Below are 12,944 nucleotides of genomic sequence, written 5' to 3'. Positions count from 1 at the left end.
CTTGCCGGGTGACGACCGGCCGACATACGCCCACGCGTCTGGCGACCGGTGGCGACAACGCCATCGCAGTCACGCTGGCGATCCTGGGTGACGAATGGAACCTGTGGATCCTGCGCCACGCCATGGCCGACGCCCGCCGCTACGGCGACTGGATGGCCCAGGGCTCGATCTCCAACTCCGTACTGTCCAGCCGCCTGGCCAGCCTCACCGAGTCCGGCCTCTTCGTGCAGGAGCAGTACAGCGAGCGGCCGGTCCGCTTCGAGTACGTCCTCACGCCCCGGGGCCGTGCGGTGTGGCCGATCCTCATCGCGATGTGGGCCTGGGAGCAGGAGTGGGCCCCGGCGTCGGAGGCCCCGCTCCCGACGATGCACCACACCGCCTGCGGCCACGACTTCCACCCCCGCCTGGGTTGCCGGTCGTGCGGAAACCCGGCCGATGCCCACGACGTCGTCGCCGCGTTCGGTCCCAGTGGCGACTGGTCGCGCAGCGTGCCGACCTCGGTGGGGCGGCGCCGCTCGCAGACCGCGGTGCAACCCAGCGAGCTGTTGCCACACACGATGGAGCTGTTGGGAAACAGGTGGTCGGCGTCGTTCCTGGGTGCCTTGTTCCTCGGGGCTCATCGCTTCCGCGACTTCGCCGAGCGGACCGGCGCGTCCCCGGCGATCGTCTCCGACCGCTTGCGCCGGTTCATCGAGCTCGGGGTCGTCGAGGCTCGCTCGAATGCCGAGCGGCCGGATTGGCGGACCTATCAACTCACCCAGAAGGGCCTCGCCTTCTTCCCCGTGGTCATCCTGATGATCGCCTGGGGCCAGGATTGGTTCGAGGCACCGGAGGGTCCGGCGCTGGTGCTCACCCATACGGCGTGCGGCGGGCCGTTCCATCCGGAACTACTGTGCGGCACGTGCGGTCAACCGCTGACCGGTGCCAGCATCGGGGTCCGCTAACCCGCACCGACGCGCACCTGTCACCTGAGCCGGTCGTCGACCCACCGCGTCGCCACCGCGAACCACTCCTGCGAGTTGCGGTGCAGGTTGATGTTGTGGCCTGCGTTGGGCAGGACGTAGCCGGTTAGGTCGCGCGTGCCGGTGAAGTTGGGGCGCTCCCGGTCCACGACGGTCCGCGCGGAGTCGCAGGGCCACAGCGGTCCGCAGAAGATCGAGTCGTACTGCCCGACGGCGAGCAGGACCGGCGCCGTGATGCCTTGGGTGATCGCCGGGTTGAAGGTCACCAGCGGGATGGTCGCGGCCTCGGCGAGGGTGCCGGTGTCACGCGTGTTCTCGTCGTGTGCGACGACCCGCGGGTCGGTGTTGCCCAGGTTGTAGAAACTCGCGCGAATACCGGCGAACGTGGTGTTGTAACCGGCCGGGCGGCTGGCGAGCCACGGGACCGCGGAGGCCGGCAGGTTCGTGCCGAAGACGACGTCGAAAGTGCCCGTCCACGGCGTGTGCAGCCAGTCGCTCAGGAGCACCGCGTCCACGTCGCGGTAGCGGGAGGCCTCCGTCTGCGCGGTGGCCGCGCCGAGCGAGTGCCCAACGACGGCGACCTTCGTGAACGCCGGGCCGACGCGGCCAGTGCGCAGTGCCTGAACCACCTGGTGCAGGGTGTGGGCGTGCTCGAAGAGTGTCAGCGAGAGGGCGTCGGGTTTGCTGCTGCGACCGGTCCCGAGGCGGTCGATCAGCAGCACCGTCTGTCCGCGCGCCACTGCGTATCGCGCGTAGGAGTGCGTCTCGGGGCGGTAGCCGAAGTCCCAGTACTCGCTGTTGTAGGTGTAGCCGGGGACCAGGATCGACACCTTGGTGCTGCGGGGGCCGCACAGCCGTCCGGCGATCGTCTGACGCTGCGGAGAGTGCTCGAGCGTGACAGGGAAGGACACCGCCTTACAAGGCACCGCCGGACTGGGTGCCGCCGACGCCGAGGCACCGATCGACAGGGTCATTGCAACCGTCGCGGTTACCGTCGAAGCGAGAACCGTTCTCGCCGCGCGGGCCCACCGACGATCGGTCTTACCGGACGTCATCTTGCTCATCACGATCTCCTCACTGCCGGAGTGATCGTACTATAGTAAACAGAGTGACTCTGGCGAATGAGGCCAAATTCTCGCCGAGCGAGCCCATTCTCATGCCGAGCGAGCCCGATTTTCCGCCGAACGAGCCTACTTCCACACCGACTGAGCCCATTTCCGCGTCGAGCGAGCCTAGAGGGGGCTCGCTCGGCGAAGTTTCGGGCTCGCTCGGCGAAGTTTCGGGCTCGCTCGGCGAAGTTTCGGGCTCGGTCGGCGTTAGAGGGCGGCGATGATGTCGTCGACGCGCTCCTTGGCGTCGCCGAAGAGCATCTGGGTGTTGTCGCGGAAGAACAGCGGGTTCTGCACACCCGCGTAGCCCGCGGCCATCGAGCGCTTGAACACGATGACGTCGCGCGCGTTCCACACCTCGAGCACCGGCATGCCCGCGATGGGCGACGACGGGTCCTCGGCGGCGGCCGGATTGACGGTGTCGTTGGCACCGATCACCAGCACGACGTCGGTGTCGGCGAAATCATCGTTGATCTCGTCCATCTCCAGGACGATGTCGTAGGGCAGTTTCGCCTCGGCCAGAAGCACGTTCATGTGCCCGGGCAGACGACCGGCGACGGGGTGGATGCCGAAGCGGACGTCGATGCCCCGGGCCCGCAGCTTCTTGGTCAGGTCGGCGACCGGGTACTGCGCCTGAGCGACGGCCATGCCGTAGCCGGGGGTGATGACGACCGAGCCGGCCCCCTCCAGCAGTTCGGCGACGGCGTCGGCCTGGATCTCGCGGTGCTCGCCGTAGTCGGTGTCGTCGGCGGGCCCGGCCTCGATGCCGAAGCCGCCGGCGATCACCGAGATGAACGAGCGGTTCATCGCCTTGCACATGATGTAGGACAGGTAGGCACCCGACGATCCGACGAGCGCACCGGTCACGATCAGGAGGTCGTTGCCTAGCAGGAAGCCCGACGCGGCAGCGGCCCAACCGGAGTACGAGTTCAGCATCGACACAACGACGGGCATGTCGCCGCCGCCAATCGAGGCGACGAGGTGCCAGCCCAGCAGTAGCGCCAGGACGGTGATCGCGGCCAGCAGGATCCACGGCCGGGCACCGGTATGACCGTCGGTGCACACGTACAGCACGGTCAGCACGGCGAAGAGGAGTAGGGCGCCGACGTTGATGAAGTTCTTGCCCGGCAGCATCAGCGGCGAGGACTTCATCCGCGCCGACAGCTTGAGGTTCGCCACGATCGACCCGGTGAACGTCACCGCACCGATGAAGATGCCGATCGCGATCTCCGCCTCGTGGACGTTGGTCAGAGTCCGGACGTCGGAGAGATCGATACCCTCGCCGTGGAAGCCACCAAGCGCACCGTTCCATCCGATGAGGACCGCCGCGATACCGACGAAGGAGTGCAGCAACGCGATGAGCTCGGGCATGCCGGTCATCTCGACGATGCGCGCCCGCCACAAGCCGATGAGCGCACCGATCACGATGGCACCGGCGAGCAGTGCGATCGGGACCAACTTGTCGTCGAGTCCCTTCATGTGGTTCAGGCTCAGCGCGATAGTCGCGACCAACGCAAGCCCCATCCCGACGATTCCGTACGTCAGGCCGCTGCGCGAGGTCTCATGCTTGGACAGCCCGGCCAGCGACAGGATGAAGCACAGCGCGGCGATGATGTAGGCCGCCGTCGTGATGGCGGGAATGATGCCAATCGTCACCGTCAGGCCCCCTTGCTGAACATGGCGAGCATGCGGCGGGTCACCGCGAAGCCACCGAAGACGTTGATAGAGGCGACGAGGATCGCGATCGCCGACAGGATTCTGATCGTGGTCGCGTTCTCGACGTCACCGACGGCGATCTGCAAGAGGGCGCCGACGATGACGACGCCGGAGATCGCGTTGGTCACCGACATCAGCGGCGTGTGCAGCGCGTGCGCCACATTGCCGATGACGTAGTAGCCGATGACGATGGCGAGCATCAGGACGGTGAAGTGCTGCGGCAGGGGCTGCGGCGATACCGCGAGAAGCCCGCCGAATAACAGGATTCCGACGAGCGCGAGACCGACCTTCTTCGCCGGCGACATCGGCGCCTTGGGTTCGGCGACGACAACGGGCGCGGCGTCGGCCTTCGGCGCCGCGGACACCTGCACCGGCGGCGGCGGCCACATGCTCTCGCCGTCGCGGGTGACGGTGATGCCGCGCTGCACCACGTCGTCCATGTCGAGGGTCAGCTCGCCGTCCTTCTCGGGCGTGAGCAGCTTGAGCAGGTTGACGATGTTGGTGCCGTACAGCTGCGACGTCTGCGCGGCGAGTCGGCCGGCGAGGTCGGTGTAGCCGAGGATCGTGACACCGTTGTCGGTGACGACCTTCTCGTCGGCGACGGTGCCCGCGGCATTGCCGCCGTTGGCCGCGGCCATGTCGACGATCACCGATCCGCCGTTCATCCCGGCGACGGTCTCCGCGCTGAGCAGCTTCGGCGCCGGACGCCCGGGGATCAGGGCGGTCGTGATGACAATGTCGGCGGCACGTGCCTCCTCGTCGTACATCGACGCGGTGGCGGCCTCCTGCTCGGCGGTCATCTCCTTGGCGTAGCCGTCGGCGGACTTCTCCGCCTCGAAGTCGACGTGGACGAACTCCGCGCCCATCGACTCGACCTGTTCGGCAACCTCGGGCCGGACATCGAAGGCGCGCACGATCGCGCCCATCGCCGACGCCGCGCCGATCGCGGCCAGGCCGGCGACGCCGGCACCGACGACGAAGACCCGTGCGGGCGGGACCTTGCCCGCCGCGGTGACCTGGCCGGTGAACATCCGACCGAACTCGTGGGCGGCTTCAACGACAGCGCGGTAGCCCGCCACGTTGGCCATCGAGGACAGCACGTCCATCGACTGGGCCCGCGAGATGCGCGGCACGGCGTCCATCGCGAGCGCGGTGACACCGGCGGCCTGCAGCTTCTCGACGAGTTCCGGGCTGCGCGCCGGGGCCATGATCGAGATCAGGACGGCACCGCGGCGCAGCTTTGCGATCTCCTCGTCGGTCGGCGCATTGACCTTGACGACGACGTCGGCGCCCAGCGCCTCGTCTGCCGTACCGATCCGGGCACCCGCGTCGGCGAAGGACGCGTCCGGCTGGTCGGCATGGGTGCCGGCGCCGGATTCGACGACGACCTCGTAACCGAGTTGCTTCAGTTGGGCCACTGTCTTGGCAGTGGCAGCGACGAGGTTTTCCCCCGTCTTGGATTCCCGGGGGATGCCGATCAGCATGGCGTCGCCTCTCCGGCTAAGTGGCGCCTACCGACAGCCACGTGGGTCACAAACTCGTTGAACATAACACGGGGAACTGCCTGCTCAACCAGACAGTCAGATACGTCACAAACGCGACGAATGCCTACCCGTCGGTAGGCGCCTGTACCGCCGGTTCTCGTCAGGCCCCGACGTCGACACGGGCAGTCGCGGCTGCGTGGCGTCCGGCTCGGCGCCCGAAGTAGGAGCCCTCACCGAGCTGGGTTCCGCTGGCGTACCCCTTTCCGTCCTGCGCGATGTTGGCCGCGCAGGCCCCGGCCGCATACAGGCCGGAGATCGGCGCACCGCTGCCGTCGAGCACCTCGCCGTCGACACTGGTAGCCATACCGCCGATCGTGAATCCGGCGTACATCGCCTTGCCCAGGCTCAGGTCGAATGCGGCCCACGGGCCGGAGTCCTGCGGGGCGAGGAACTCCTCGCTCTTGTGGAAGTCGGGATCCTCTCCCTTCGCGGCGAACTCGTTGTAGCGGCCCAGCGTCGCGACGAGGTTCCCCTCTGGGATGCCGAGGGCCGACTCCATCTCCTCCACCGTCTCCCAGCCGTCGATGAAGGTGATGAGCGGTACCGCGGGGCGCTCCATGTGCGCCTCGTCGACGATGAGATACGCCGTCGACTCCGGCTGCTCCAGCACGAACTGTGACGTACGCGAGTGGTAGCTGTCCTCGGTGACGAACCGCTGTCCGTCTTTGTTGACGATGATCCCGTTGAGAAGGATCGACGGCGGGTAGGCCGGGGCGGTCACGAAAGGCGACTCCATGTGCTTGAGCTTCGCGCCGACCGACTCACCCATCCGGATACCCAGACCGTCGTCGTAGCTGCTTCCTAGGACGAAGGGCTTCTCCGCCAGCTGCGGCACGTAGCGCGCAACCATCTCGGGGTTCATCACGAACCCACCCGCGGCGATCACCACCGCCTTCGCGCGGATGAAGCCCTCGCCCTCGGTGGTCTTCCACCGCACACCCACGACACGACCATCGTCGACCTGACCCGACCCGCTCGCTCCGCTCCCGGCGTCGACGATCAGATTGCGGGCCCCCGTCTCGTAGCGGACCTCCACTCCGAGACGCTCGAGTTCGGCCTGCAGCAGGTCGATCACCATCGACGCCCCGCCGGTGTCGCCGGGCTTGGGCACTTTGTGTCCGCGCGGCGCCGGTTTGGCCATGTTCTTGAACGGCCAGACCTTCTCGTTGCCGGTGAACATGAGGCCCTCGGTGTTGGGCTGGATCACGGCCTTGCCAGGGAAGTAGGACCGCTCGAACTCCAACCCCAGCGACTCGAGCCAATCGAAGTGCTCCACGCTGTCGGTGCAGTAGGCGTGGATCTTCTCCGGCTCGGGGTCGAGCGACACCGCGGTGATGTAGCGCTCCATCTCCTCGGGGCTGTCGTCGTGCCCGGTGGCCTGCTGGACCGCGGTTCCGCCGCCGAGATAGAAGTGACCACCGGCCATCCGCGTGGTCCCGCCGGCGTCGGCGGCGCGCTCGAGGACGAGCACCTTCGCACCCGCTCGCGCGGCATCGACCGCGGCGCACCCGCCGCCGATGCCGAAGCCGACGACGAGAACGTCGACTTCATCGGTGTAGTTGTCGACCGTCGACGCGTCGATGACGTCGGGAAGCGCGGTGCCTTTGGCTTCAGCGATGCTCATGGTGCATCACCCTAGCGCACCGGTAGAACGTGTTCTAGTTCCAGTATTGGTCAGCGACCGAGGTAGTTGTCCATCGCGCGCTCGGCCAGCGCGGTGATCGTCAGCGCCGGGTTGGCCGTCGCCGTGCTGCCGGGAACGGCCGCACCGTCGACGACGAGAAGATCCTTGTAGCCGTGCACCCGGCCGTAGCTGTCGGTGGCCCGGCCGAGCACCGCGCCGCCGAGCGGGTGGGCGGTGAAGTTCGCGTTCGCCGCGCGTCCGATGAAGTCGTACTCCATGAACGACTCGCCGCGCTGGGCGATCCGGTGGTTCACCGCATGTGCCGCCGCCCGAGCCCGCTCGTTACCGCCCTTGGGCCAACTCAGCGTCACACCGCCGCCGGGTGTGGCGCGGAAGCGGCCGCGCGTCGGGTCCATCACGATACCCAGCGATGCAAGCGTCCCGGTCTCGATGGGGATGCCCGGGACGTACCAGTTCTGCAGGGTGACGGGCAGGCCATTGGCAACGGTCCGGATCTGGCTCGCACACGGCACACCTTGACCCGTGGCCTTAATGCCCGTGACACCGCGCGCCAGCGCGACATCGCCGTTGGTGCCCCACCCGCGGCCGATGTGTCCGTTGAGACGGCCCAGCGAACCCGAGGCCTTCCCCTTCACCAACAGCTCCGACGTACCCACCGATCCGGCGGCGAGGATCAGCTTGTCCGCGGTCAGCGTGCGGGTCCGCAGCACCTCGCCGGTCGGGGAGATCTTGCGCGCGTGCACGACGTAGCGCTTGCCGTCATGACCGATCGAGGTGACCTCGTGGCCCGGGTAGATGCGCGCCCGGCCAGTGGCCTTGGCCTGCCGCAGGTAGTTCTGGTTGAGGTCGTACTTCGCCCCGTTCGAGTTGCCCAGGTTGCTGCGGGCGGCCGTCGCCGACGCGCGGGTCTGGCCGGCCATCTCGCCGCGAACAGTCGACCATTTGAAGATCGAATCCACCTTCGTCGGGCGGAAGCCGGCTGCGCGGGCCTGGGCATCCCACTCGCGGGAGTGGGCGAATGGCGCCGAGTTGTAGATGTCGCCGGGCATCGTGTTCAAGCGCAGCTTCCGCTGCACGCGCGGGTAATACCGAGACGTCATCTCGTCGTAGGAGACGGTTCCGCCGAATACCTGCTCGAACAGGTGGCGCGGGGGCACCGGCATTGCGCCGGTGAAGATGACCGACCCGCCGCCGACCGCGGACGCGCGCCAGACGTCGATAGTCGGGTAGGACGTGCAGTCCAACACACCGCCGAACGACGTGAAGGGCATGGGTACCTGCGTGACGCCGGTGAAGCTGGTGCGATGCCAAAAGCCGCGGCCGTCCGGCATGTCGTCGCCGGTGAAGATCTCGCGCTGCGGATCATTGGGCCACTTCGAGCCGCGTTCAAGGACCGTGGTCTTGATCCCGGCCTGGGCGAGGCGCAGTGCCGCAACGGCCCCGCCGAAGCCGGAGCCGATGACGACTGCCGTGGTGTGCGAGGGCGGATCGGGCAGCGGCTGGAAGATTTCGGGGACCCAAGAACGGAAAGCCGCGTCCCACACCACGTCGCCGCGCGCCGGGGCCGGCGCCGCCAACGCAGCGCCGGTTGCGCCGGCCGCAGCCGTCACGCCCATCAGCGCCAGGAATTCTCGGCGATCCACAGTCGGTTTCCCCTCGGTCATCAGCTCATCGGCGCCCACGAAGCCGCGGGACACAAATGTCTCCGGTACATCCTAGTCAACCGCACGCAGGGTCCCTAATCGGCAGATTCATGACCCCAGTTCGATCAAGTTCGCCGACGTGCCTTTCATCACCAACCGGGCCAGCGAGGTTGGTGCCATCGTGATAGTTGCCGTAACCTGCGAGTAACCAACGCAACCGATTCACGGGGGATTCGGCGCGAGATTATTGCTCCAAACAATGCATCGTTCGGGGTGGGAGGTGTTCACGATGGCTAACCCCGCTGGTCAGGTGTACCGCGACCCTAAACGCTGGTTGTGGTTGTTGAGTCTGATGGCCCCGATTTGCGCGCTTTTGCCTTCGACGCTGGTGGCGTTGACCGGGATCAAGGCGTTCTGGTGGTTCGGTGTCTTCGTCATCTTCGTGATCGTGCCCGCGGTCGATCTGATCTTCGGTGAGGACGGGATCAACCCGCCCAACTGGGCTTACCGGCAGCTGTCGAACGACAAGTTCTACCGCTGGTGCACCTTCTTGTTCATCCCGCTGTTGTTCGCCGCCTTCGCCATCGCGTGTTACCTGTGGGCCGATCCGGCGCTGAGCCTGCTGGACAAGGTCGGCCTGGCCATGACCATCGGCCTGTTCAGCGGACTGGGCATCAACGCCGCCCACGAGTTGGGCCACCGCAACACCAAACTGGAGAAATGGTTGGCCAAGATCGCCCTGGCCCAAAGCGCCTACGGCCACTTCTTCGTCGAACACAACCACGGCCACCATGCACGCGTGGCCACCCCCGAAGACGCGGCCAGCTCACGTCTGGGTGAACGCCTCTACGAGTTCATCCCCCGCAGCATCATCTTCAGCCTGATCTCGGGCTGGGGCCTGGAGATGGCGCGGCTGCGCCGCCGCAACCACCGCGTACTGTCGCGGCACAACGAGATCCTGCAGGCCTGGGCGATGACACTGGTGCTGTTCGCCGTGGCCATCGGCCTGTTCGGATTCGCCATCTTCCCCTACCTGGTGCTCCAAGCCGCCATCGCGATCATCATGCTCGAGAACGTCAACTACATCGAGCACTACGGGCTGTGCCGGGCCAAACGCCCCGACGGCCGCTACGACCCCATCCGACCCGAGCACAGCTGGAACAGCGACCAACGCGTGAGCAACCTGATGATGTTCCAGGTGCAACGCCACAGCGACCACCACGCCCACCCCGGCCGGCGCTACCAAACCCTGCGCACCCTCGACGAAGCACCGCAATCCCCGTATGGCTACGCACCGATGCTGCTGCTGTCGATGACACCGTTCTGGCTGCGCGTCATGGGACCGCGCGTCGTCGCCTACTACAACGGCGACGTCACCCGCGCCAACATCGCACCACAACGACGAGACAAAATGATCGCCCGCTTCGGCGGTCCGCGACCAGTCCCCAAGCCCGCCGCGACACCCGAAGCGGAGCCGACATCGGCCGACTCTGCGGCCTGAGCCCGAAACCGGCCGGGGTGCAGGCTATTTCACCAATCTGGTGATGGCCGCCATCGCCTCGTCAATCTTGCCCTGGGCATCGTCACCGCCCTTGGCGGCCGCGTCGAGGACACAGTGGTTCATGTGGTCGGCCAATAGGCCCAGGCTCACCGACTGCAGGGCCTTGGTCATCGCGGAAACCTGCGTCAGGATGTCAATGCAATAGGCGTCTTCGTCGACCATCCGCTGCAACCCGCGCGCCTGCCCTTCGATGCGACGCAGCCGCTTGAGATAGTCATCCTTGGCCACGATGTAGCCATGACTGTGGCTGCTGTCCCCGCATTGGCACCCGGATTCGCTTTGCTGCTGCACCATCGGCTCCTCCCGCTCCGCCGTATACCCCCCTATGGTATATCGACCAGCGGTTCAGGCGGTGCTATCCGGCTCGGCGGCGCAGGACCCGAGCCAACTTCTCCACGGCCTCGGCGAGCTCGATGAGCGCTTCGACGACGACATCGTCGGCGCTTCCCTCGACCACCGGATCCGAGGCGTGTGCAGTCGGTGCCACCGCTGGCGCGGCGGGCTGCGCGACGCGTGCGCCCCGCTCCGCCGGTTGGATTGCCGGCTCCGCTTCCCGCGCCGTCACCCGCGCCGACGCCGACGGCGATTGAGTCGACTCCGAACGCGCGTGCCCACCGTCGGCCGGGCCGGTCGGCATCCGGACATCGGAGGCGTCGATCTCACCCGAGGGCACTGAATGGAGACCTGGCTGAGCCGGGGCACCGTAATAGTGCATGCCGCCGTGGGCGATGAAGAGCAGACAGGGTGCGCCGGCATGGCTGTACATCGGGCATGCGTCCCGCGAAGTCACCCGATGCACCGACCGGTCGTCCCACATCAGCCAGGCCCGACGATCCTGGCGCGGCCGCATGCTTGCGTCAGTGGCATGGTCGCCGGCGTGTCCGTCAGACAACCGGCAGGTCAGCAACCATTCCCCGTCGGAGGCCAATCCGAGGGACCGTCGCTCGGACTCCGAGCAGATTGCGGTCGACCAGCAGGCGCCTGTCATCAGAGATTCCCTTCACAACCCGGGAAACAGAGATTGTTTCCAGGGGAACTATGCGAGCGTACGTTGCGAATCGCTAGGGCGCGAGAGTGCGTCCCACGAGCCGCGGCTGCGGGGCGGGCTCCGGCACACCGTCTGCGCCCAAGGTGAAAGCGGTCGAGTGCGCTTGGGCGTCGTCCGTATCGGGGAAGTCCGCCCGGCCGTGCGCCCCGCGCGACTCCGTGCGCGCCATCGCAGCCGCACACACCGCCTCGGCGACGAGAGTGAGTCCGGCATCCTCGTAGTCGGCGATACCGCGCAACTCGACCACCGGCGCGGCCTGCAGCTTGACGAGCACCTCACCCATTTCCGCTCCTGTGCGGCTCAGCGCCACGTGACGGCTCATCAGGTTCTGCAGTTCACGGCGGGGCATGACTGCGCCCAGTAATACTGGGTCCGGTACGTCGACCGACGCGAATGAATCGTCGATCCGCGACGCCTCATCGGCCGCCCGGGCGCCCATCACCAGCCCCTCGAGCAAGCTGTTGGACGCCAGCCGATTAGCGCCGTGGAGCCCCGTTCGGGCGCATTCCCCGGCGGCCAACAACCCGGGGACCGTCGTGGCCCCCCACTCGTCGGTGACGATCCCACCGCACAGGTAGTGCGCGCCGGGCACAACCGGGATCTTGCCGTCGATGATGTCGACCCCGGCTGCTTTGATCCCCGCAAGCACCGTCGGGAAGCGGGTGGCGAAGTCGTGCAGCGGGGTCGTGTCGAGGTAGACGCAGTCGGCGCCGGTCCGCTCGATCGCGGCTTCCACCCCCCGGGCGACGACGTCGCGGGGTGCAAGGTCGCCCATCGGGTGGACACCGGCGGTAACCGAGTCGCCGTTGACGTCGACGAGGCGCCCCCCTTCGCCGCGCAGCGCCTCGCTGACCAATGACCGACGACCCCGAGCACCCGGCACGTACAGCATCGTCGGGTGGAACTGGATGAACTCGAGATCTGCCACCGCAGCCCCGGCGCGCAGGGCCAATGCGACACCGTCGCCGGTTGCGCCAGTCGGGTTGGTGGTCGCGGAATACAGGTGCCCGGCCCCTCCGGTGGCGAGGAGGACCACCGGAGCGGCGATGGCTTCGCGGCGCACCTCGCCACCGTCGTCGACGATGTACGCGACACCGGCGACTGACGGACCGCGGTCGGCCGACTCGTCGCCGGAGAGCAGTATCTCCGTCGCCATGGCGTGGTTGATGCACTCGAGGTCGAGCCCGGCGGCAATGGCCTCGGTAGTCGCCCGCTCGAGGCTGCGCTGCACCTGGGCGCCGGTCGCGTCGCCACCGGCATGGATGATGCGCCGCACACTGTGGCCACCCTCGCGGGTGAGCAGGAGGCGGCCGTCGGGACCCCGGTCGAAGACGGCGCCATCGGCTATGAGGGCCGCGACGGCGGCCGCACCGTCGGCGACGATCGTCGCGGTGCAGTCGGGTGCGACCAGACCGGCTCCGGCAACCAATGTGTCGGCGACATGCAGCGCCACCGAGTCGTCTGGATTGTCGGGCAGGACCACGGCAATGCCGCCCTGGGCGTAGAAGGTCGACGCCGAAGGCTCCGCGACCCCCGGACCCGAACCCGCTGCCGCGCCCACCCCCTTGTTGAGGACGACGACCCGTCGCCCCGCCCGCGCCGCACGCAGCGCGGCCGTCAACCCGGCCACTCCGGCCCCGACGACGACAAGGTCCGCATGGCGGTGCTGCGCACTGGAAACCATCAGCCCTCCAGGTTTTCGACTCCTAATCGAAA

10 protein-coding genes are annotated in these 12,944 nt (G+C 67.5%); 2 read left to right on the top strand and 8 right to left on the bottom strand.

Annotation, left to right across the window (positions count from 1 at the left end; genetic code table 11):
* Positions 1-8: 8 nt before the first annotated feature.
* Positions 9-944: a winged helix-turn-helix transcriptional regulator gene (locus B4L26_RS15520; protein WP_290720179.1), complete on the top strand. Its 936-nt coding sequence runs from the start codon at positions 9-11 to the stop codon at positions 942-944.
* Between the two features lie 20 nt (positions 945-964).
* Here the strand turns inward: B4L26_RS15520 and B4L26_RS15515 are convergent, their stop codons facing one another.
* The 5 genes from B4L26_RS15515 to B4L26_RS15495 all read right to left on the bottom strand — a co-directional run bounded on the left by B4L26_RS15515 (position 965) and on the right by B4L26_RS15495 (position 8,640).
* Positions 965-2,026, bottom strand: a complete 1,062-nt coding sequence (locus B4L26_RS15515) for an alpha/beta hydrolase (protein ID WP_290720176.1) — start codon at positions 2,024-2,026, stop codon at positions 965-967.
* 252 nt (positions 2,027-2,278) lie between these two features.
* Entirely contained in the window at positions 2,279-3,721 is a 1,443-nt protein-coding gene (gene pntB / locus B4L26_RS15510; protein WP_290720317.1) for a Re/Si-specific NAD(P)(+) transhydrogenase subunit beta, read from the bottom strand.
* A gap of 8 nt (positions 3,722-3,729) precedes the next feature.
* Positions 3,730-5,271: a Re/Si-specific NAD(P)(+) transhydrogenase subunit alpha gene (locus B4L26_RS15505; protein WP_290720173.1), complete on the bottom strand. Its 1,542-nt coding sequence runs from the start codon at positions 5,269-5,271 to the stop codon at positions 3,730-3,732.
* A 160-nt stretch (positions 5,272-5,431) separates the two neighbouring features.
* The gene (locus B4L26_RS15500) at positions 5,432-6,955 is read right to left on the bottom strand and encodes an FAD-binding protein (RefSeq protein ID WP_290720171.1); all 1,524 of its coding nucleotides are present in this window, start codon (positions 6,953-6,955) and stop codon (positions 5,432-5,434) included.
* Positions 6,956-7,005: 50 nt separating this feature from the next.
* On the bottom strand, positions 7,006-8,640 hold the full coding sequence (locus tag B4L26_RS15495; protein WP_409563516.1) for a GMC oxidoreductase: 1,635 nt from the start codon (positions 8,638-8,640) through the stop codon (positions 7,006-7,008).
* Positions 8,641-8,908: 268 nt separating this feature from the next.
* Here B4L26_RS15495 and B4L26_RS15490 point away from each other — a divergent pair, with 268 nt between their 5' ends.
* Positions 8,909-10,120, top strand: a complete 1,212-nt coding sequence (locus tag B4L26_RS15490) for an alkane 1-monooxygenase (protein WP_290720166.1) — start codon at positions 8,909-8,911, stop codon at positions 10,118-10,120.
* A gap of 24 nt (positions 10,121-10,144) precedes the next feature.
* Here the strand turns inward: B4L26_RS15490 and B4L26_RS15485 are convergent, their stop codons facing one another.
* From B4L26_RS15485 to nadB, 3 genes are all read right to left on the bottom strand, one after another.
* Positions 10,145-10,471, bottom strand: coding sequence for a metal-sensitive transcriptional regulator (locus tag B4L26_RS15485; RefSeq protein WP_290720165.1), 327 nt, complete (start codon positions 10,469-10,471; stop codon positions 10,145-10,147).
* 64 nt (positions 10,472-10,535) lie between these two features.
* Positions 10,536-10,970 (bottom strand): hypothetical protein, encoded by a 435-nt coding sequence (locus tag B4L26_RS15480; protein ID WP_290720163.1) that lies wholly within the window; start codon positions 10,968-10,970, stop codon positions 10,536-10,538.
* A 271-nt stretch (positions 10,971-11,241) separates the two neighbouring features.
* Entirely contained in the window at positions 11,242-12,912 is a 1,671-nt protein-coding gene (gene nadB, locus B4L26_RS15475) for an L-aspartate oxidase (protein ID WP_290720162.1), read from the bottom strand.
* Positions 12,913-12,944 lie beyond the last annotated feature (32 nt).

This window comes from Gordonia sp. UBA7599 (assembly GCA_002477755.1).
GTDB lineage: Bacteria > Actinomycetota > Actinomycetes > Mycobacteriales > Mycobacteriaceae > Gordonia.
The sequence above is the reverse complement of the archived record's forward strand: the minus strand, read 5'-3'. Positions and strand labels throughout refer to the sequence as shown.